This window comes from Rhizobium sp. K102 (assembly GCF_022385315.1).
Taxonomy (GTDB): domain Bacteria; phylum Pseudomonadota; class Alphaproteobacteria; order Rhizobiales; family Rhizobiaceae; genus Rhizobium; species Rhizobium croatiense.
This window is the reverse complement of record NZ_CP092436.1, coordinates 2,154,432-2,174,986: the sequence shown is the minus strand read 5'-3', so window position 1 is coordinate 2,174,986 and position 20,555 is coordinate 2,154,432. Positions and strand designations below refer to the sequence as shown.

Below are 20,555 nucleotides of genomic sequence, written 5' to 3'. Positions count from 1 at the left end.
CGGCTTTTAGCTTGGCGGCCGACGTTGGCGTCAGCGGCGGCGTGCAGCAATCCCCGTCGACAGCGCCACGCCGATGCCGGTGATGACGGCGGCACTGATTTCGGCTGTGCCGATCGTTTCGCCGAGCAGGAAGCCGCCCCCGAGCGTCGCCAGAACAGGCGTCAGAGCCGTGAAGGCGGCGGCCTGCGTTCCGCCGAGGGTGCGGACGGCCGTGCCATAGGCGACCATGGCGACGAGACCGGAAAGAATGCCCTGGCTCAGCACCTGCAGGCCAATTTCCGGAAGCGGCGCTTGCGGCAGCGAGATGCCGAAGACGAGGGCGAGCACAGCCATGATCAGGAAAGACCAGATGGCGATCAGCGCGCTGGCCTGAATGGCGGTCAGGCCCGAGCGGCGGAAAGCATGCGTATAGCTTGCCCAGAGCACGGCGCCGGCCGGTAGCAGGACAAAGCTCGTCCAGGGAAGGGAGGCATCGCCAAGGCTGCGGGCGAGCAGGATGAGAACACCGCCGACGATCGCCAGCAGCCCGGCGATGCGCGTGGCATCGGGCCGCTCCCGAAACAGCAGAATGCCGATCAATGCGGTGGCGAGCGGCATCGATCCGCCGAGCAGGATGCCCGAAGAGGCGGCCGGCGTGGAGTGAATGGCAAGGGTCGTCACCAGGAAGAAGATTGCGCCGCAGCCGGCGCCCATGATCGCCAGCACATGCAGCGGCAGCCCCTTCGGCAGCAGGCCGATCCGAAGCCAGACGGGCGAGAGCGCGAGCGCCGGAATGCCGAAGCGGATGAGGCCGATATCGATTGGGCCGAGCGAGGTCGCGGCGCTGTGGCGGGTCGCCAGAAACCAGGTCGCCCAGATCAGCACGGTAATCGTGCCGGCGGCATAACCGAGGGACTGCGAAGGCGATTTGTCGTTTGAAAATGCGATCGTGCTCATCGTCCTAATCCTTTCCTCCGTCCGGATCCTGTCCGGTTGAAGGAAAGATTAGCGCCAGATGTCGGGGCATGTCCTTGCTATCTGTGGCTGGAATATCATGCTATACGCAATCTTCTGCCAAATGATGCCGATGGATGTTATGAAAATGCCAAATCTCGATAAATTCGATATCGCCATTCTTAAATGCCTGCAGGAAGATGCGCGCGCCACCAATGTCGAGATCGCCGAGAAGGTGAACCTGTCGCCATCGCCCTGCCTGCGCCGCATCCGCAATCTCGAACGTTCCGGTATCATCCGCGGTTACACCGCCGATATCGACCGCAAGGAAGTCGGTCTCGGCCTGACAGTCTTCGTCGAATTCAAGGTCGTCCACCACAGCCGCGAAAATTCCGAGGCGCAGCAGAAGGCGCTGCTTGCCATCCCCGAGATCGTCTCCTGCTTCCTGATCTCGGGAACGGCCGATTTCCTCGCCGAAGTGGTGGTGGAAGATCTCGCCGCCTATGAGCGGCTGCTGACGGAGACGCTGCTGACGCTGCCGAATGTCAGCGACATCCGGTCGAACTTCGCCATCCGTAGCATCAAGACGCACGGGCCGCTGAAGCTGCCCGAGGGGAAATGATTTCTCGGCCTAGTGCTCGGAGCCCGCCCCCGCCTCTCCGTCCCTCGCTCCGCTCTCGCAGGGCACGTCCCCTCTCCCCGTTTTACGGGGAGAGGGCTAGGGTGAGGGGCAAATCCCAGGCGCTACAGCAGCGTCCCGCTGAGGATGAGCAGCGCCACCGAGAAGTAGATGACGAGCCCGGTGACGTCGACCAGTGTGGCGACGAAGGGGGCCGAGGCGCTGGCCGGATCGAGCCGCAGCTTCTGCAGCACGAAGGGCAGCATCGAACCGCAGATCGAGCCGAAGGTGACGATCCCGATCAGAGCGGCAAACACCGTGATGGCGACCATCTGCCAGTGCGGGCCGTAGTCGTAGAGCCCGGCGGTCTGCCAGAAGACGATGCGGATGAAGCCGGCGAGGCCGAGGATCGCGCCGAGCGCGATGCCGGTCGGCAGTTCGCGGAAGAGCACCTTCCACCAGTCCGAAAGCTTCAACTCGCCGAGCGCCAAGGCCCGGATGATCAGCGATGTCGCCTGCGACCCGGAATTGCCGCCCGAGCTCATGATCAGCGGGATGAACAGCGTCAGCACCACGGCCTTTTCCAGCTCGCCCTCGAAATGCTGCATGGCGCTCGCCGTCAGCATTTCGCCGAGGAAGAGCGCGGCAAGCCAGCCGGCGCGCTTGCGGATCATGCCGGCGAAGCCGATCTTCATATAGGGCTGGCCGAGCGCCTCCATGCCGCCGAACCTCTGGGCCGCTTCCGTCGTATCGGCGATCATCGTATCGATCACGTCGTCGACGGTGACGATGCCGAGCATCCGCCCATGTTCGTCGGTCACAGGCAAAGCGAGCAGATCGTGCTTGCGGATCAGCCGGGCGACATCCTCCTGCTTCATCAACGGATCGGCCGCAACCGGAACGCCCTTCTGCGCCACCGTAAGAATGGAAGCACCGGGTTCGCCGGTGATCAGGCGGCGCAGCGTCACCACATGCATGAGGGCATGGCTTGCCTCGTCGAGCACATAAATGGCGTAGACGGTCTCGCGCGAACGTTCGACCTGGCGCACATGGTCGAGCGTCTGGCCAACGGTCCAGCTGTCAGGCACGCTGACGAACTCCGTCGTCATGATGCCGCCGGCGGTGCGCGGCGGATAGCCCATCAGGTGCTGGATGGCGATGCGCACCGGCTCGTCGAGGCTGGCGAACAGCCGGGCGCGGGTCTCGGCGTCGAGTTCGAGCAGCACGTCGGCGACGCGGTCGTTGGACATGCCGTGCAGCAGCCGTGCGGCATCCTCGGCGCTCAGCAGCGCCAGGATCCGCGCCGCGTTGCGAAGCTCCGGCCGGTCGAGGATGTTGACGGCATAGTCGAGCGGCATGCCGGTCAGCACGCGGCCGGCATCCTGGACGGTGAGTGCGTTCAACGCGTCGACGCGCTCGGCGATCGTTGCACCGCGGCTGTTGTTGATGAAGGCACGGGCGGCATGGCCTGCCCGAAGAGGGAAGCGATTGATATTCATTGAGGCTCGCCTTTCCGTCGATCCGCCGTAGCGTCCCGACGGGCGAGCCGACAGGAGTCGGTCAGCGCACGAGGGCCGCGTACGGCAAAGGCAATCGACTGCTACTGTCGCTTGGCATCTGAGTGATGGCTCCGTTGAAATCCGTGGAAGACAGGTGTCATCCACGTGTCATGCTAGGTGGTCCCGAACGCGGAATAAGTCAAGCGGGAGAAATGCTTAACGCCAGAATGCCGCACCCCCGAGCGGGTGCGCTCATGGCTCAGACGGCCTGCGGACTCCGAACGCGACGCTCCAGCCGGAACGACGCGGCAAAGACGAAAAGACCGAGGAAGGAGAGTGCGGCGCCGACGTAACCGGTTGCCGCAAAACCATAGCCCGAGGCGATGACGAGACCACCGAGCCAGGCGCCGAGCGCATTGGCGATGTTGAAAGCGGAATGATTGGAGGCCGCGGCAAGCGTCTGCGCATCGGCGGCGACATCCATCAGCCGCGTCTGCAGCGCCGGGCCGGCGGCGAAACCGCAGCCGACGAGGAAGACCGAGAGGCCGAGCATATAGGGGTTGGCGGCGGTCAGCGAGAAGGTGGTCAGCACGACGATATTATAGACGAGCGATCCGCCGATCGTGCCGAGCAGCGACTTGTCGGCGAGCCACGAGCCGATGAAATTGCCGGCGTTCATGCCGACGCCGAACAGCACCAGCATGATCGGAACCGCGCTTTCCGGCAGCATCGCCACCTCGGTCGTCGTTGAGGCGATATAGCTGAACATGGCGAACATGCCGCCATAGCCGACGGCGGCGATGCCGAGCGTCAGCCACACTTGCGGCCGGCGGAAGGCGCCAAGTTCGCGCAGGAAGCTCGCTTCTTCGGAAACCCTGTCCTTGGGAACGTGGAACCAGATCAGCGCCACCGTCAGCAGGCCGACGACGCCGACCGTCAGAAAAGCCACCTGCCAGTCGAGCGATTGGCCGAAAAGCGTCGTTGCCGGCGTGCCGAGAAGCGTGGCCACCGTCAATCCGAGCATGACGCGCCCGACCGCGCGTGCCCGCCGATGTACAGGCACCATCGAGGCGGCGACCAGGGCCGCAACGCCGAAATAGGCGCCATGCGGCAGGCCGCTGACGAAGCGCAGCAGAGTGAAGGTCTCGAAGGTCGGGGCGACGGCGCTGAGAATGTTGCCGGCGGCAAAGACCAGCATCAGCGTCAACAGCAGCGTGCGGCGCGCCATCTTGGCGGCGAGCACGGCGATGACGGGTGCGCCGATGACGACGCCGAGCGCATAGGCGCTGATGACATAGCCGGCCTGCGGCGTCGTCACCGAGAAGGTTTCGGCGACATTGGGCAGCAGTCCCATGATGGCGAATTCGCCGGTGCCGATGGCAAATCCGCCGCAGGCAAGCGCCAGTTGAACCAAGGCAACAGTCGTCGCCGACGGCAGCTCGGCATCCGGCTGGATTTCGACGGGTTCATTGATCGCGATCTGGCTCACGAGAGCTCCTTGAGACGGTTCTCTGCTTGGCAATGGCCCTGGCGCGGAGGCGGGCGATCGTTTGGAAGGGCAGGACGTGGAGAGGTATTGGGAACCTCTATCTATCCGTGAGGTCCCCGCCGGCGTCGAGTGCATTTTTTGCAGTGCAGCGTCCTGTTATGTGCATATGTCTATTGCAATTTTTGCATTTCTGGCTCTTCTGAGGAAAAGCGGCGGCGCTTGAAATTGCCGATACCGCAACCATCTCAGGAGCAAGGCAGGAGCAGTTCCGCGCCAGAGAAGGGAGGCCTCATGAAGCTTGTAGGCTATTTTAATCGCGACGGCGGCACCTTCAGGACCACCGATATGCTGGCCTACGAGAAGAGGGCGGAGGCAGCTTTCCGCGAAGCGGGGCACGATTTCGAAGCCATCGTTTTCTCCGGCAAGGAGATCATTCCCGCCATGGAGCGGGCCGCCAGACGCGACGATATTGACGGTATCGTCGCCGGCGGCGGCGACGGCACGATTTCGGCGGCGGCATCGATCGCCTGGAAAAACGGCATTGCCCTCGGCGTCGTGCCGGCCGGTACGATGAACCTCTTTGCCCGCTCGCTGCGCGTGCCGCTCGATATCTGGCAGGCCCTCGATGTGCTTGCGACCGGCGAGATCGACAATGTCGATATCGCCAGCGCCAATGGCCGCCCGTTCATCCACCAGTTTTCCGCCGGCCTGCATGCCCGCATGGTGCGCTACCGCAACGCCTACAGCTATCGTTCCAGGCTGGGCAAGATCCGGGCGAGCACAAAGGCCGCTCTCGGAGTGATCTTCAATCCGCCCGAGTTCGAGGTCGAGTTCGAGGCGGCCGGGATGCGCGAGCGCCGCTGGGTGTCCGCGGTCTCGGTCTCCAACAATCCATTCGGCGAGAACGCGCTGCTCTACGCTGATAATCTCAGAAGCGGCGAACTCGGCTTCTATACGGCAAATCCGTTGAAACCCCTCGGTGTCGCCCGCCTTGCCATCGACATGCTGCGCGGCAAGGTCCGCGAGAATGCCGACGTCATGGTCATGCACCCGGCCGAAGTGCACCTGCACTTCCCGAAACTGCGCTCCAAGGCCAATTGCGTCATGGACGGCGAACTGCTGCCGCTCGCACGCGACGTCTCGATCCGGCTGCATCCGGGGGAACTGAAAGTCCTCGTCAAGCAGGGGCTCGCCGCTCAGGTGAATGAGGACGAACGCCGCGAGCCGGCTGCGTAAGTCGGCTGCGGCATAAGCCTCAGAGCCGCGGCAGATAGGTGCGGTAGTCGAAATCCGACACGGTGCTGAGATACGCCAGCGCTTCCTTGCGCTTGGTGTCGCCGTAGAGTGCCTGGTAGCGTGCGCCGAAGATATCGGCGATGAAGGGCGAGGTGCGGAACGTCTCGACCGCGCTGAGGAAATCATGTGTCAGCCGCGTCGTATTCGCGGGCGTGTATGAAGGCGTTGTCTCCTCGCCGGGGTCGAGTTCCCGGTCGAGCCCATTCAGCATGCCGCCGAGGATTGCCGCGAGCAGCAGATAGGGATTGGCATCGGCGCCGGCGACGCGGTGCTCGATACGCGCGGCCGGCCCGTCCTTGTCAGGGATGCGGATCGCCGTGCCGCGATGGCCGCTGCCCCAGGTCAGATCGACCGGCGCGAACGAGCCCGGCTGGAAGCGGCGGTAGGAATTGGCGAAGGGCGCGAAGATCAGCTGCGCCGCGCGCATGCTGTCGAGCAGACCTGCTGTGACCGATTTCAGCAGCTTCGGCTCGCCGCCCTTGGCATCGAGGATGTTGCGGCCCTGGCCGTCGAGGACGCTGGCATGCACATGCAGACCGGAACCGGCATGCTCGGAATAGGGTTTGGCCATGCAGGTCGATTTGAGCCCGTGGCGGCGCGCCGCCTGTTCGGCGATGCGCTTGAGATAGAGGCAATCGTCGGCGGCGGCCAGCGCATTGGCGCGATGCATGAGATTGACCTCGAACTGGCCCGGGCCGAATTCCGCTGTCGTCGCATCCGCCGGCAGTCCCTGCGCCTTGGCGTAGGCCTTGAGCGTCTGCAGATAGTCCTCGAGCGCATCGACGGCGCTCATGTCGTAGAGCTGAAAGCCGTTCGGTTCGCCGCGATAGGTAAGGCTTTCAGGCGGGGAGGGTCGCCCGGTTTCGCGCCAGCCCGCTGACATCACGTAGAATTCAAGCTCGGTGGCGACGACAGGTGTCAGCCCGCGGCTGCGATAGCGCTCGACCACCGAAGCGAGGATGGCGCGCGGATCCATGAAGCTCGGGCTGCCGTCGAATTCACACATGGTGGCGAGCACCTGCATCGAGCCCTCCGGCGCCCAGGGCATCGGCGCAAGGCTGCGCCGGTCGGCGACGACCATGCCGTCGGGATCGCCGATCGTCAGCGACAGGCCGGTAATATCGTCATTGTCGTCACCCCAGATATCGAGCGACTGCGTCGACGTGGGCAAGCGGATCTCGCCGGCCCAGACCTTGCCTTCGGCGCCTGATGGAAGCTGCTTGCCGCGCAGTTCGCCGTTCATGCCGACGATCACGATCTCGAAACGCGGGTCACCACCGGCCTTGCCGTCCATCCTGTCGCTCGCCATGACCTTGAAAATCCTCCGGGACAAGGCCAAGCTCCTATCCCATCGATAGCAGCCTTTCAATCCGCGAGGGTCTTTCACCAGCCATGCCCGATACTCACCCGCCCTCGAACCTTGCCGCGATCGACGCAGCCCATCATCTGCACCCCTTCGCCGACATGAAGAAGCTGAATGCCGATGGCGCCCGCGTCATCCAGCGCGGTGAGGGCGTTTACATCTTCGATGATCGCGGCCGGAAATATCTCGATGGCTTCGCCGGCCTCTGGTGCGTCAATATCGGCTATGGCCGCCGCGAGATCGCTGAGGCCGTCGCAAGGCAGATGAACGAGCTGCCCTATTACAACACCTTTTTCGGCACGACCTCGACGCCGACGGCGCTGCTGGCGCAGAAGGTGACGTCGCACGCCGGCGCGCGTTTCAACCATATCTTCTTCACCGGCTCCGGCTCGGAGGCGAACGACACCTGGTTCCGCATGGCCCGTGTCTATTGGAGCGCCGTCGGCAAGCCGTCGAAGAAGATCGTCATCGCCAGAAAGAACGGCTATCACGGGTCGACCGTCGCCGGCGCCAGTCTCGGCGGCATGAAATACATGCACGAGCAGGGCGACCTGCCGATCCCTGGAATCGTCCATATCGGCCAGCCCTATTGGTACGGCGAGGGCGGAGATCTCTCGCCTGATGAATTCGGGCTGAAGGTCGCCCGCGAACTCGACGCGAAGATCGATGAGCTGGGCGAGGAGAATGTCGCCGCCTTCGTCGCCGAGCCGGTGCAGGGGGCTGCCGGCGTAATCATCCCGCCGGAAACCTATTGGCCGGAGATCGACCGCATCTGCAAGGCGCGCAATATCCTGCTGGTGACCGACGAGGTGATCTGCGGTTTCGGCCGGTTGGGCGCCTGGTTCGGCCACCAGCATTTCGGCGTCGAGCCGGATCTTGCGCCGATCGCCAAGGGGCTTTCCTCCGGCTATCTGCCGATCGGCGGCGTGCTCGTCAGCGATAGGATTGCCGACGTGCTGATCAACGAGGTCGGCGAGTTCAACCACGGCTTCACCTATTCCGGCCACCCGGTCTGTGCGGTGGCCGCCCTCGAAAACCTCCGCATCATCGAGGCGGAGGGGCTGGTCGAACGCGTGCGCGACGATATCGGTCCCTATTTCGGCAGGGCCTGGGCAGCGCTCGGCGAACATGACCTGGTCGGTGAGGCCGTCAGCATCGGCCTGATGGGCGGCTTGCAGCTTGCCGCCGATAAGAGCACGCGCACGCGTTATGAGAAGCCCGATCAGGTCGGCGCGCTGGTGCGCAACCACGCGCTGGCGAACGGCCTCGTGCTGCGCGCCACCGGCGACCGCATGCTGGCCTCGCCGCCACTCGTCATCAGCCGCGCGGAGGTGGACGAGATGGCCAGGATTATCAAACTGGCGCTGGATACGGCATGCAAAGAGCTGAGATCCTGATGTCGCTCAGCCGGCTGGGTCCATTGCGGATGCGGCGATAAGCAGGCGCTCGCAATGCCCGCACTTCCGGCCGTATCGCACCATTGACGCCGCCGCCTGAAACACAGGTGAGGCGGACGTGGTAAGGCTGGCCTAATGAAGCACCGGTTGTAGTGCGTCTCTGTACGCCGGCGGCGAGTTTGGCGAGAACGCCAACCACACTCTCCGTCATCCCAGGCCTTGGAGCCTGGGATCCATGCCGCTGCTACTGATGGATGCGGTGTGGATGCTCGTCTCAAGGCCGAGCATGACGGAGAGTGGGGTAGGCACGGCAAACCGCTCACAGCGCAGACGCCCGTGTCAGCACCCGCCAGCGAAACCAGACAATGCCCAGTCACGGCCTAAACCGGTGACGAGGCGGATGATAGCCCATGTGCAGATCAACGAGGTCGGCCACTTTAATCAAGGCTACCCTTATTCCGGCCATTGGGTCCAAGCGACCGCCGTATTCCTGATTTCACTCAGCCGACCGGTCGAGCCAAGCATACCCGAATCGGTAGCGGTCGTCGCCGCGCTGATAGAAATAGGGCACGTCGATCACCGATGCCTCAGGCGCGGACGCGCCGAGATTGGCCCGGAGCCATTCAGCCATGGCCGGCGGAAGCCCTTCGCTTCCCCCCTTTGGCGGGATCAGCCACACGAGAAGCAGCGGTTGCCGGCCGCTAAGATCCGGGCGGAAGCCGGGATAATCCACGGAGAGGACCGGCACATCGGGGATATCCTGCCTGAGATTGCCGGCGAGCAGGCTGTCGCCGGCAAGGATCGCTGCCGGTTCGGCCTGTTTGCGCAAGCTTTCCAGCATCGTGGCATAGGGCCGGTTCAGCCGTTCGTAATGGCCGGTGAAGCGTGCGGCCGCGACGCTGCCGTAAAGGGCGGCCGGCACGCCGATCATGATGACGGCGACGACGGCCATGAAACGCCGGAACGCTTTGTCGGTCACGACGCCGGCGGCGTCGATCTTCAGGCAGAAATAGAGCGGCAGGATGAAGAGCATCGGCACCAGCCAGCGATCCTTGATGCCGGCAGCCCCGCCGAAGACGATCAAAAACAGGATGCCGATGACGAAGACGAGCATCATCCGCTCGATGAGCCGCGTCCATTCCGACCGAGCGGCCAATGCCGGGCGAAGGTTCTTGCCGGAGACGACAGCGAACACCGCCACGGTCAATCCGGCAAAGCTGACGATGGCAAGAGCGAGCGAGCCGACCCCCATGGCGACCTGCATCGGATAGCCGGCATTGTCGCTGGCGGTCATCTTTTCCAGGGTGCGGGCGGTGGCGAAGTCGAGATTGTCCTTCAGCCAGAAGAGATGCGGCAGGGTGATGACGAGGGCAACGATAGCGGTCACCGCCAGCCGTCGATCAAAGATCCGCTCCCGCCAGCGCGCATCCGCCAGCGCGCCGATTAAGGCTGCGGCCGGCAGGATGGCGAAATTATATTTGGCGAGCAGGCCGAAACCGATGCCGATGCCTGTTATCAGGTAGGAGGCAAGGCTCGGCTGTTTCAGACTGCGGATGAAGCCGTAGAAGAAGATGCTGGCCGAGAAGAACACCGCGACCGTGTGCGTCAGGTCTCGCTGCATCTCGAAAGCCATCTGCGGGATGGTCAGCAATCCGAGCGTCGCAATCGCCACCAGCGCCTTGTCGCGCAAAATGAGACGCGCGGTCAGGCCGTACAGAAGGTAGGCGCTGAACAGCAGGAGATTCTTCACCACCGAAAGCGCGAAAAGCGAAACACCGGCAAACTGGAAGACGGCATATTGCAGCCAGTTGTAGAAGGGCGGCTGCGGGCCGTAACCGGCGGCGAGCCATTGCGAGCGGAAAACCTGTTCGGCCTCGTCGAGATCGAGTGAATGCGAGGTTGCGAGCCGCACACCGACCTGAAGCGTGAAATAGACGGCCAGCAGCACGAAAATCCAGCGCATGTCGCGAAGACCGGTCTTGATCATTCTATCTGGCCCCCGGCCGAACCCAGGCATAGCCGAGTGCGAAATTATCGCCCTGGCGGCCGAAATAATAGGGAAGCGACAAGGCGCCGATCTCCTGTGGTGTGATGCCCGCCGCCGTCAGCGCCGATGAAAACCGCTCCGGCATGACGGCATCCGCCGCCGTCGCCGTCTTCTTGCCGCGCCAGACGATCAGCACCGGTCCGCCTGCTGTCGCGTAGGCCGGAAGGCCGGCAACGGGAAAATCGGGGATGACGACGGGCACATGGGGAAGCTGCAGACGCATGTTCCCGGCGACATAGGGATCCGAGGCAATCACCAGTGCCGGTTCGGCCTGCCGGGTCATTTCGCGGGCAAAATCGGCCATCGGCACATTCGGTCGGCTATAGGTGCCGATCAGCCCGGCGCCGACCACGCGGAAGCCGAGCGCGACCAGCACACAGGCCATCAGCACCGGCACGACCGGCCGGAAGCGGCGCAGCCCGGCGGAAAGATCGAGCCCGGCCGCCTTCATCTTTGCCAGAAAGTAGATCGGAAGCACCAGCAGGAACGGATCGAGCCAGCGCTCACGCACCGTGGTGGAACCGGTGAACAGCACGATCAGAAGGATTCCGGCGAGGCTCGCAAGCATCATCCGCTCCATCATCCCGGTCCAACGGTTTCCGGATGAAAGCATCAGGACAAAATCCCGGCGAAAGGCGGCGGCGAAAATTGCGACCGGGAGTGCTGCAAAGGCGAGGATGGCGACGATAAAGGCGAGAATGCCTTTGCCGATCCGCACGATGCCGGCGGGTTCGTTGCCGGCGGCCATCTTGACCAGAGTGTCGGAGGAGGCGAATGCGAGATTGCCCTGCAGCCAGATCGCATGCGGCAGGACGATGACGAGCGCGACGGCGACCGCGATCAGCATGCGCCAGTCGAGCGCCCTGCGCCGCCATTCGGCGTCAGGCAGGATGGCAATCAGCGCGACCGCCGGCATCAGCGCAAAATTGTACTTCGAGATCAGCCCGATGCCCGTTGCAAGCCCGAGCAGGAGATAGCTGCCGACGCCTGGCCAGTCGAGCGTGCGGAAGAAGCCATAGAGGAACAGGGAGCTGGCAAAGAGCAGCGCCGTCGTGTGGGTCAGATCCTGCTGGGCCATGTAGGAGACCTGGGGCAGGGTGATCAGCGCCAGCATGCCGACGGAGGCGAGCGCCTGGTCCTTCAGTGCTTCGCGCCCGGCGAGGCCGTAAAAGAGGTAACACAGGAAGAGCAGGATATTCTTCGGCACGATCAACGCGCCGATCGACATGCCCGTCACCGAAACGACGGCATATTGCATCCAGTTGTAGAAGGGCGGCTGCGGGCCGTAGCCCGCCAGCAGATATTGCGAGAAGAAGGACTGCTCGGCCTCGTCGAGCTCCAGCGAATGCGGAAGCGCCAGTCGCAGCCCGACGTTCAGCACGAAATAGGCTGCAAGCAGCAGAGCCGCGATTCCGATCGTCCTCGTCGCGCGTTCCAGCATCGTGCTGCCGGCTTACGCTTGGCTTTGATCGTCGAAGATCTGCCGCACGATATAGTTCGGAGAGGCGTCGTCACGATAGTAGGTGCGCGCGATCATTTCCGCCAGAATGCCGGTGGTGATCATCTGCACCGACGACAGCAGCAGCACGACGCCGACCATCAGCATCGGCCTCGTGCCGATATCATTGCCCATGATGAACTTGTCGAACCCGAGGTAAAGCAGGATCAGCATGGCGACGGCGCCGAGACCGAGACCCAGCGAGCCGAAGAAATGCCCCGGCCGCGCCTTGTAGCGCATGAAGAACATCACCGACAGCAGGTCGAGGATGACGCGGAAGGTGCGCGAAATCCCGTATTTCGAAACGCCGTGTTCGCGGGCATGGTGGGTGACGGCCATCTCGCCGATGCGCGAGCTCGGGACGACACCGGCCACCCAGGCCGGGATGAAGCGGTGCATCTCGCCCATCAGCTTCACCTGCTTGATGATCGAGGCACGGTAGATCTTCAGGCTGCAGCCGTAATCGTGCAGCTTGACGCCGGTGATGCGGCCGATCAGGTAGTTGGCGCACCAGGAGGGTATCTTGCGCAGGAACAGACCGTCCTTGCGGTTCTTGCGCCAGCCGACCAGGAGGTCGAGTTCGCGCCGTTCGAGCTCCGAGACCATCGCAGGAATGTCCTTCGGATCATTCTGCAGGTCGCCGTCCATCGTCGCGATCAGGCGGCCCTGGGCGGTATCGATGCCGGCCTGCATGGCGGCGGTCTGGCCGAAATTGCGCTGCAGCTCGACGATTCTCAACGCCAGCCCCTCGCGCCCGACGTATTTGCGGGCGTTGACGAGCGTCGCATCCGTGCTGCCGTCGTCGACGAGGATCAGTTCCCAGCGGTGAGGATATTGGGACATCGCTGCAAGGATACGTTCGACCAGCGGGCCGACGCTTTCCTCTTCGTTGAAAACGGGCACGACCAGCGACAGCTCGAGCGATTGTACCGGATCATTCGTGCCGCGAAGGGGCTCTACCGTTGTCTGCAACTTTCATCTCCAAAAGGCCGGGCGGCCTGGCAGTCCTTACTGCCGCCACCGCGTTTGCGGAAGCCTACTACATGAACTGCCCGTCCGTTGCCAGCGGCCAATGCCGGTTTCCCCGCAATCGGCCGACTTGCCGCAGCGCTATTTCGCGCCTCCCTCCACCCAGGAGTAGCCAATGGAGAAGGTATGTTTGCCGTCACCGAAAAGATAGGGCAGCGTCAGGGTATTTATCTCTTTCAGATGAATACCCGATCTGACGAGATCGTTGGCGAAGCCGGGAGAGATGGTTGGATCATTTGCGGTTTCGCCGCGCCAGACAACCAGCACCGGCCCCTTCGCCGTTGCGTATTCCGGAACCCCTGGGCCGGGAAAGAACGGGATCACGACGGGAACGTCGGGAAACTCCAGCTTCATATTGCCCGCCACGAACTTGGTCCCCGCCACGATGAGAACCGGTTTGCGGGTCGCTGTCAGTTCGGTCACGTAGTTCGCGAAGGGCACGTTCGTTCTCGTATAGGTGCCGATATATTGGATGGCGACGATCCGCAGCAGCAGGATCGACAGAATGACGATCATGAAAACCGGCACCACGGGCCGGAAGCGTGCAAGGCCGGCGGAGAGATCGAAACCTGCTGTCTCCAGTTTCAGGAACAGATAGATCAGCAGGACGAGCAGGCACGGGTCGAGCCAGCGCTCATGGATGTCGCTGGCGCCGGCAAAGACGACGATGCCGGCGAAGGCGAGCAGGCTGACAACCATCATCCGCTCGATCACCCGGATCATCGGACTGGACGAAGGGAGCGCCCGGAAGAAATCCCGCCGGAAGGCAGCCGCGATGAGAACGATCGGCAACGCGGTGAAGCCGAGCACGGCGATGACGAGGGACAACAGCCCCTGTCCGATGCGGGGGAGGCCGGCCGCGGCCTCATGCTCGGCAGTCATCCGCTCCAGCGTCGGGGCCGAAGCGCTGACGAGGTTATCGGGCAGCCAGAGCGCATGCGGCAGAACGATCAGAATGGCGATGACGGCCGCCGGCAGCAGGCGCCAGTCGAACAGGCGGTTGCGCCACTTCCAGTCCGGCAGCACGGCGACGAAGGCGGCAAAAGGCAGGATGGCGAAATTATACTTGGAGATGAGGCCGATGCCGGTGGCAATGCCGATGACGAGATAACTGCCGATCGTCGGCTGGCGCAGCGTCCGGAAAAAGCCGAAGAGGAAGAGCGAGGTCGCAAACAGCAGGGCAACGGTATGGGTGAGCTCGCGCTGCGCCATCAGACCGACCTGTGGCAGGGTAATCAGGCTCAGCATGGCGATGGGCGGGAGTAAACGGCTCTTCAGCACCTCGCGGGCAGCCAGACCGTAGAAAAGATAGCAGCCGAACAGGATGATGTTCTTCGGAACCGAGAGCGCCCACATCGTGATCCCGGTCACCGAGACGACGGCGTACTGGATCCAGTTATAAAAGGGCGGCTGCGGGCCGTAGCCGGCCAGAAGATATTGCGAGTAAAATGATTGCTCTGCCTCGTCGAGATCGAGCGTATGCGGCAATGAGATGCGGAGCAGGATGTTCAGCAGGAAATAGACTGCCAGAAAAATGCTGGCGCTCTTGATGCTTTTGGTAATGCGCTCCAACATCGATCTCCAAGTCAAGCCGGCAAGGCCTCGCCATCTGTCGGTCTGCCGCGCGGATCGCCGGCTTGAGGCGATCCCGCCGTCACCGCCATCAACTCCGCCGTTGTGCGCAACCTTCATTTCTCCTAAAACGCCGGGGACGGAACCGAGACCCATGCCGACGCCAAGCGAGGAATGCCTACTACATGAAGAGTTCGATCGTTGAAAGCCAGCAGTCCTGGTTTATGCGCAATCGCATGACGGCGCTGACGGTCGTAATTGTCGCAGTCTATGCGCTCTTCGTGCAGTGGTTCTGGGGCTGGCCCGTCATCATCAGCCAATGGGCCGATGTCGGGGCAGGTCCCGTGATCGGCGCGCTCGTGGCTCTGACGGGCACCTATTTCCTGCGCACCTGGCGCATTTACGACTATTTTCCGCAGGAGACCGCGGGACGGGTCGCGACCCTCTTCCGGGTCACGCAGATCCACAATCTCCTGAACATCATGCTGCCCTTCCGGACCGGCGAAACCAGCTTTCCCCTGTTGATGCGCACTGAATTCGGCATTCCGCTGACGCGCGGAACCTCGGCACTCCTCGTCATGCGGCTGCTCGACCTGCACGCTCTGCTGGCGGCTGCCGGCATCGGCTTTGCGCTCGCCGCAACCGATGCGCTCGTCGCATGGTTGCTTTGGGCGGCCTTCCTGCTGCTGCCGGTCGCAGCCTTCGCCGCGCGCAAGCCGCTGTTGGGCGTCGCCGCCAGGCTTCTGCCTGCAAAGGTGCAGAAATTGGTCGTTGAGATCGAAAACGGCTTGCCGCTCGATGCCGCGGCCTTTGCGCGCGCCTGGGCGATGACCATCGTCAACTGGCTGGTGAAGGTGATCGTGCTTGCATGGGCGCTCGGGCTGATGGGCGTTGTGCCGATGGCGGCCAGCTTCGGCGGTGCGCTTGGCGGCGAACTCTCCTCCGTCCTGCCGGTGCACGCGCCGGGCGGCGTCGGCACCTATCCGGCCGGCATCACTGCCGGCGCCATTGCGCTCGGAGCGTCGAGCGAGCGGGCGGCGCTCGCCGTGCTGGCGCAGGCGAGCGTCAATGCCCATCTGCTAATCATCGTCTCGGCGCTGACGGGCACGGCGATCTCACTGCCGCTCGGGCGCCGCGGCAAGCGCTGAAATTCGCTTGCGCAGAAACGCCTGCTCCGGCTCCTGCCGGCAGAGCGACAAGGCCGTCTGGTAGGCTGCGATCGCCTCTTCTCTTCGGCCGAGCTGGCGCAGAAAATCGGCACGGGCCGAATGGGCAAGGTGATAGGCCTGCAGTTCCCGGCGTCCTAGAATGGCGTCAATCAGATCCAGCCCCTTTGACGGCCCCTCGGCCATCGAAATCGCCACCGCGCGGTTGAGCTCGACGACCGGTGAGGGCTGGGCTGCCAGAAGCAGGTCGTAATAGAAGGCAATCCGCGGCCAGTCGGTTTCCTCGCCGGTCGCCACCTTCGCATGTTCGGCAGCGATCGCTGCCTGTACCGTATAGGTGCCGATCTCTTCTGTCCGCATTGCCTTGGCCAGGAGCGCCAGGCCTTCCGAGATCTTGGCGCGGTCCCAGAGCGAGCGGTTCTGATCGGCAAGCAGCACCAGCGCTTCTTCCTCGCTGCTGCGCGCGCTGCGGCGGGAATCCTGCAGCAGCATCAGCGCCAGAAGTCCGCAAACATCAGGATGCGGCAGCAGCGCCAGCAGCAGCCGCGCCAGCCGGATGGCCTCTCCGGTCAGGTCGGCGCGAACGACCGCGTCTCCCGAAGAGGCGGAATAGCCTTCGTTGAAGACGAGATAGATGACATGCAGCACCCGGTCGAGCCGCTCGGGCAGCGCCTCGCGGCCCGGCACTTCATAAGGGATGTTCGCGGCCCGGATCCTGCCTTTGGCGCGCACGATCCGCTGGGCGACCGTCGGCGCCGGAATGAGGAAGGCATGGGCGATCTCTTCGGTGGTCAGTCCGCAGATTTCCCGAAGCGCCATCGCCGTCTGCGCGTCCGCCGGGATAGCAGGGTGGCAGCAGGTGAAGATCAGCCGCAGCATGTCGTCCTCGATCGCTTCCATCTCGCCCATCTCCGTTTCGTCGACGCTGTAGAGGCTGTCCTCGATGTGCTGCTGCGCGGCATCGAAACGCGCTCGCCGTCGGATCGCATCAATCGCCTTGAAGCGGCCGGTCGACACAAGCCAGCCGGAGGGGTTGGCGGGAACGCCGTCGACCGGCCATGTTCGTGCGGCCGCTGCAAAGGCATCGTGAAGCGCTTCCTCCGCACGGTCGAAATCGCCGAGCAATCGGATCAGCGTCGCCAGCACCCGGCGAGATTGGGTTCGGTAGATCTCCTCGATGACCGTTTCCACGGGGGCACCTCAGTTCGGAAGGGTGAGTGTTCGCACCGGTCTCAGTTCGACCGCGCCGTAGCGGGCAGACGGAATTCGCCCGGCGATCTCCTTCGCCTTCGCCATGTCAGGCGCCTCGATGACGTAGAAGCCGGCCAGATGCTCCTTCGTTTCGACATAGGGGCCGTCGGTGACGGAGAGCCTATTGTTTCGAACCCGCAGCACGCTCGCCTGGTCAGGCATTTCGAGCGCATCGGAATGGATCATGAAGCCGTCGCGTTGCAGTTCCTCGTCGAAGGCGAAATGCGCTTTGATGAGGTCGACGCCTTCGTCAACTGTCAGTCTGCCGTCGGTGTCGGCGCTGTTATAGATCAGGCAGATGTAGCGCATCGCTCAGCACTCCTCCTTGATCGAATAGGCCGGCCGCACCTCGATCGCGCCATAGCGCGCCACGGGAAAGGTCGCGGCGATCGCCGTTGCTTCCTGCATATCCTTGGCCTCGATCAGCACGAAGCCGCCGAGATGTTCCTTGATCTCGGCGAAAGGGCCGTCCGTCGCGGTCACTTCGTTGCTGCGAACCCTGACCGTCACGGCCGTCGGCGGTTCGCGCAGCGCCAATGCGACGAGCAGGTGGCCGCTGTCGCGCAGCCGGTCATCGTTGATGATCGAATCCTTCGTCAGCTTTTCGCCTTCCTCGGCGGAAATGGCGTTGATCTTCGCGGTTTCGAACCAGACCTGGCAGAGATATTTCATTGCCGTCTCCTCACGCGTCTTTTCCGAAGGAATGAATGGGCCGCACCTCGATCGCACCGAGCTTTGCAAGCGGGATGCCGGCGGCGATGCGGATCGCTTCGTTGAGGTCCTTGGCCTCGATCAGGATGAAACCGCCGATCGCCTCCTTCGTCTCGGCGAAAGGGCCGTCCGTCACCGAGGTCTCACCGCTGCGCACCCGCACGGTCACCGCCGATGTCGGCGGCTGCAGCGCCTGGGCGACGATCATGTGGCCGCTTTCGGCAAGGTCCTTGTCGTAGTTCAACGAATTCGCGCCGAGCTCGGCCTTCTCCTCTTTCGTCATCGCGGCGAGCACCGCACCGTCGAACCAGACCTGACAGAGATATTTCATCGCAGACAGCCTCCTTGGGATGTTTCAATGACTCTGGACGATCGAGCTTCACACAATTCGACAGCTGCAGAAAAAATCTTTGTCGCCGCCGGCTGTCGAAATCGCAAGGCAGCACTCGACAAGGCTTCATCGAAACCTGTCGAGGAGAACGGCAATGAGTATTCTTGAAATCGCGCTCGCAAGCCAGATCTGGGCCCGCCGCCATGACAAGCGTCGCCAGGCGTTCGACGAAGGCGATGGGCTGAAGATTCTGCTGCGCACCGCTTTCACCTTCGCCGCCTTCAGCCTGCTGATAGCAGGGCTGAACCTTGCTGCCGGCCGACCGCAGGTGGTGGCGCAGCAGCCAGCGCCTGTCGTCGCAGGCAGATGAGGAAACGGCCTACAGCAATTCCGGTAAAATGCGCGCCGCTTTTCCCAGGCAAAGCGAGAAGCGCTTTTGCCGGGAATGCGTGAAAACGAAGAGATGGAGTATTTCCGTGATTCGAAGAAACGGAAATACCCTATTGGAAGGCCGTTTCGAAGAAGCTGCGCAGCTTGCGCGAATGCAGGGCTTCCTTCGGCATGGCGGCCAGTTTCTGCACGGCGCGGATGCCGATCTGCAGATGCTGGTTGACCTGCGTGCGGTAGAAGGCCGTCGCCATGCCCGGCAGTTTCAATTCGCCGTGCAGCGGCTTGTCGGAGACGCAGAGCAGCGTGCCGTAAGGCACGCGGAAGCGGAACCCGTTGGCGGCGATCGTTGCCGATTCCATGTCGAGCGCGATGGCGCGCGCCTGCGATAGCCGCCTCACCGGTCCGCGCTGGTCGCGCAGTTCCCAGTTGCGGTTGTCGATCGTGCCGACGGTCCCAGTGCGCATGATGCGCTTCAGCTCGAAGCCCTCGTAGCCGGTGATTTCGGCGACGGCGGCCTCCAGCGCCACCTGCACTTCGGCGAGTGCCGGGATCGGCACCCAGACCGGCAGGTCGTCGTCGAGCACGTGGTCCTCGCGCATATAGGCATGGGCGAGAACATAATCGCCGAGCCGCTGGCTGTTGCGCAGGCCGGCGCAGTGGCCGAGCATCAGCCAGGCATGCGGGCGCAGCACGGCGACATGGTCGGTGATCGTCTTGGCGTTGGAGGGACCGACGCCGATATTGATCATGGTGATCCCGGCATGGCCCTTCTTTTTCAGATGGTAGGCCGGCATCTGCGGCAGGCGGGCAAGGGTCGCATCCGTTTCCGGCCCGCTCGAGCCGGGCAGGGTGACGATATTGCCGGGCTCGACGAAGGCGGTATAACCGTCGCCGCCCTCGGCCATCTGCTTGCGCGCCCAGTTGCAGAATTCGTCGATATAGAACTGGTAGTTCGTGAACAGCACGAAGTTCTGGAAATGCTCGGCATGCGTCGCCGTGTAATGCGACAGCCGGGCGAGCGAATAATCGATACGCTGGGCGGTGAACGGCGCAAGCGGCGAGGGCTCGCCCGGCGGCGGGATATATTCGCCGTTGGCGATCTCGTCGTCGGTCGTGTTGAGGTCCGGTGTGTCGAAGATATCGCGCATCGGGACGTCGACGAAGGCGGAGGTCGATGCTTCCACATGCGCGCCCTCGCCAAAGGCGAAGTGCAGCGGAATCGGCGTCGTCGATTCCGAGACGATCACCGGAACATTGTGGCTCTTCATCAGCAGCGACAGCTGCTCCTTCAGGTAATGCTTGAAGAGCTTCGGCCGGGTGACCGTCGTCGTGTAGATGCCGGGCGCCGTGACGTGGCCGTAGGAGAGGCGCGAATCGACATGGCCGAAGCTGGTCGTCTCGATGCTCACCTGCGGATAGAAGGCGCGGTAGCGCGAGGCGATCGGAGCGCCTTGGGCAAGCTCGGTGAAGCTCTGGATCAGGAACGCCGTATTGCGCTCGTAGAGTTCGGTCAGCGTCTCGACGGCCTTGGCGGGATCATCGAAGCTCTGCGGCTGGAAAGGGGATGGAGAGGAAATGTCGAGCGGCGACAAAGGGGAGATTCGTTTGTTCATGACGCATTATAGAGAGTTGTTTTTGACAAGCAAACGACGTGCGCCGGCGGACATCGATTTTTTATCTTCTTCCGTGTCTGTACCGCTCACCGCACCGTCGGCGCGCAGAAGCTCCCGTTTCTCTCCAGGCAGGTATAGCTCGCACCGAAATGCGACTGCGTGCCGCCGCCGCCCTCATGCACGACGACCGCCGAAAATGTGACCGCGAAGATCGCTGCGAACAGCGTGATGATGCTGAAACGTCTTGCCAGAATGTAGAGGTTCATCTCATGCCCCGATACGGCAACCTAACCATGACATGAGTTTTCTCATGCGGCGGCTGAACGGGTGCTGAGATGCCGGTTCATCCAC

20 protein-coding genes are annotated in these 20,555 nt (G+C 63.1%); 6 read left to right on the top strand and 14 right to left on the bottom strand.

The annotated features are described in order from the left end of the window. Positions 1-30: 30 nt before the first annotated feature. Positions 31-936: a DMT family transporter gene (locus tag MHI61_RS16700; protein WP_239792771.1), complete on the bottom strand. Its 906-nt coding sequence runs from the start codon at positions 934-936 to the stop codon at positions 31-33. A gap of 97 nt (positions 937-1,033) precedes the next feature. Here MHI61_RS16700 and MHI61_RS16695 point away from each other — a divergent pair, with 97 nt between their 5' ends. Further along, complete coding sequence (locus tag MHI61_RS16695) at positions 1,034-1,555, top strand: Lrp/AsnC family transcriptional regulator (protein ID WP_239792770.1); 522 nt, start codon at positions 1,034-1,036, stop codon at positions 1,553-1,555. Between the two features lie 122 nt (positions 1,556-1,677). On the opposite strand, the gene mgtE is transcribed toward MHI61_RS16695, so the two are convergent. Further along, positions 1,678-3,051 carry a magnesium transporter gene (mgtE, locus tag MHI61_RS16690; protein WP_239792769.1) on the bottom strand — a complete coding sequence of 458 codons (1,374 nt, stop codon included), beginning with the start codon at positions 3,049-3,051 and terminating at the stop codon, positions 1,678-1,680. 259 nt (positions 3,052-3,310) lie between these two features. Further along, positions 3,311-4,540: an MFS transporter gene (locus tag MHI61_RS16685; protein WP_239792768.1), complete on the bottom strand. Its 1,230-nt coding sequence runs from the start codon at positions 4,538-4,540 to the stop codon at positions 3,311-3,313. Positions 4,541-4,831: 291 nt separating this feature from the next. Between MHI61_RS16685 and MHI61_RS16680 the strand changes: the two genes are divergently transcribed. Continuing rightward, positions 4,832-5,776 (top strand): diacylglycerol kinase family protein, encoded by a 945-nt coding sequence (locus MHI61_RS16680; protein ID WP_239792767.1) that lies wholly within the window; start codon positions 4,832-4,834, stop codon positions 5,774-5,776. A 19-nt stretch (positions 5,777-5,795) separates the two neighbouring features. Here the strand turns inward: MHI61_RS16680 and MHI61_RS16675 are convergent, their stop codons facing one another. After that, positions 5,796-7,145, bottom strand: coding sequence for a glutamine synthetase family protein (locus MHI61_RS16675; RefSeq protein WP_239792854.1), 1,350 nt, complete (start codon positions 7,143-7,145; stop codon positions 5,796-5,798). Positions 7,146-7,228: 83 nt separating this feature from the next. Here MHI61_RS16675 and MHI61_RS16670 point away from each other — a divergent pair, with 83 nt between their 5' ends. Next, positions 7,229-8,596 (top strand): aspartate aminotransferase family protein, encoded by a 1,368-nt coding sequence (locus tag MHI61_RS16670; RefSeq protein WP_239792766.1) that lies wholly within the window; start codon positions 7,229-7,231, stop codon positions 8,594-8,596. A 496-nt stretch (positions 8,597-9,092) separates the two neighbouring features. On the opposite strand, the gene MHI61_RS16665 is transcribed toward MHI61_RS16670, so the two are convergent. The 4 genes from MHI61_RS16665 to MHI61_RS16650 all read right to left on the bottom strand — a co-directional run bounded on the left by MHI61_RS16665 (position 9,093) and on the right by MHI61_RS16650 (position 14,745). Continuing rightward, positions 9,093-10,583: a glycosyltransferase family 39 protein gene (locus tag MHI61_RS16665; protein WP_239792765.1), complete on the bottom strand. Its 1,491-nt coding sequence runs from the start codon at positions 10,581-10,583 to the stop codon at positions 9,093-9,095. Between the two features lies 1 nt (position 10,584). Further along, a complete protein-coding gene (locus tag MHI61_RS16660) occupies positions 10,585-12,084 on the bottom strand; it encodes a glycosyltransferase family 39 protein (RefSeq protein WP_239792764.1) in 1,500 nt (499 codons plus the stop codon). 12 nt (positions 12,085-12,096) lie between these two features. After that, complete coding sequence (locus tag MHI61_RS16655; protein WP_239792763.1) at positions 12,097-13,113, bottom strand: glycosyltransferase family 2 protein; 1,017 nt, start codon at positions 13,111-13,113, stop codon at positions 12,097-12,099. Between the two features lie 138 nt (positions 13,114-13,251). Next, a complete protein-coding gene (locus MHI61_RS16650) occupies positions 13,252-14,745 on the bottom strand; it encodes a glycosyltransferase family 39 protein (RefSeq protein WP_239792762.1) in 1,494 nt (497 codons plus the stop codon). 182 nt (positions 14,746-14,927) lie between these two features. Between MHI61_RS16650 and MHI61_RS16645 the strand changes: the two genes are divergently transcribed. Further along, complete coding sequence (locus tag MHI61_RS16645; RefSeq protein WP_239792761.1) at positions 14,928-15,890, top strand: lysylphosphatidylglycerol synthase domain-containing protein; 963 nt, start codon at positions 14,928-14,930, stop codon at positions 15,888-15,890. Here the strand turns inward: MHI61_RS16645 and MHI61_RS16640 are convergent. From MHI61_RS16640 to MHI61_RS16625, 4 genes are read right to left on the bottom strand one after another with little or no spacing between them, the layout of a single operon-like run. Then, entirely contained in the window at positions 15,858-17,099 is a 1,242-nt protein-coding gene (locus tag MHI61_RS16640) for an RNA polymerase sigma factor (RefSeq protein WP_239792760.1), read from the bottom strand. The genes MHI61_RS16645 and MHI61_RS16640 overlap by 33 nt on opposite strands. Before the next feature lie 9 nt (positions 17,100-17,108). Then, positions 17,109-17,468, bottom strand: coding sequence for a YciI family protein (locus tag MHI61_RS16635; RefSeq protein WP_239792759.1), 360 nt, complete (start codon positions 17,466-17,468; stop codon positions 17,109-17,111). 3 nt (positions 17,469-17,471) lie between these two features. Continuing rightward, the gene (locus tag MHI61_RS16630; protein WP_239792758.1) at positions 17,472-17,831 is read right to left on the bottom strand and encodes a YciI family protein; all 360 of its coding nucleotides are present in this window, start codon (positions 17,829-17,831) and stop codon (positions 17,472-17,474) included. A 10-nt stretch (positions 17,832-17,841) separates the two neighbouring features. Continuing rightward, a complete protein-coding gene (locus MHI61_RS16625; protein WP_239792757.1) occupies positions 17,842-18,201 on the bottom strand; it encodes a YciI family protein in 360 nt (119 codons plus the stop codon). A 27-nt stretch (positions 18,202-18,228) separates the two neighbouring features. Between MHI61_RS16625 and MHI61_RS16620 the strand changes: the two genes are divergently transcribed. Both MHI61_RS16620 and MHI61_RS16615 read left to right on the top strand, forming a co-directional pair. After that, positions 18,229-18,369: a hypothetical protein gene (locus tag MHI61_RS16620; protein ID WP_239792756.1), complete on the top strand. Its 141-nt coding sequence runs from the start codon at positions 18,229-18,231 to the stop codon at positions 18,367-18,369. After that, positions 18,356-18,571 (top strand): hypothetical protein, encoded by a 216-nt coding sequence (locus MHI61_RS16615; protein WP_239792755.1) that lies wholly within the window; start codon positions 18,356-18,358, stop codon positions 18,569-18,571. The genes MHI61_RS16620 and MHI61_RS16615 overlap by 14 nt, the downstream gene beginning before the upstream one ends. A 130-nt stretch (positions 18,572-18,701) precedes the next feature. Here MHI61_RS16615 and MHI61_RS16610 read toward each other — a convergent pair whose 3' ends face one another. Both MHI61_RS16610 and MHI61_RS16605 read right to left on the bottom strand, forming a co-directional pair. Beyond that, entirely contained in the window at positions 18,702-20,204 is a 1,503-nt protein-coding gene (locus MHI61_RS16610) for an AMP nucleosidase (protein WP_239792754.1), read from the bottom strand. 86 nt (positions 20,205-20,290) lie between these two features. Beyond that, complete coding sequence (locus MHI61_RS16605) at positions 20,291-20,470, bottom strand: hypothetical protein (protein WP_097606337.1); 180 nt, start codon at positions 20,468-20,470, stop codon at positions 20,291-20,293. Between the last annotated feature and the right edge of the window lie 85 nt (positions 20,471-20,555).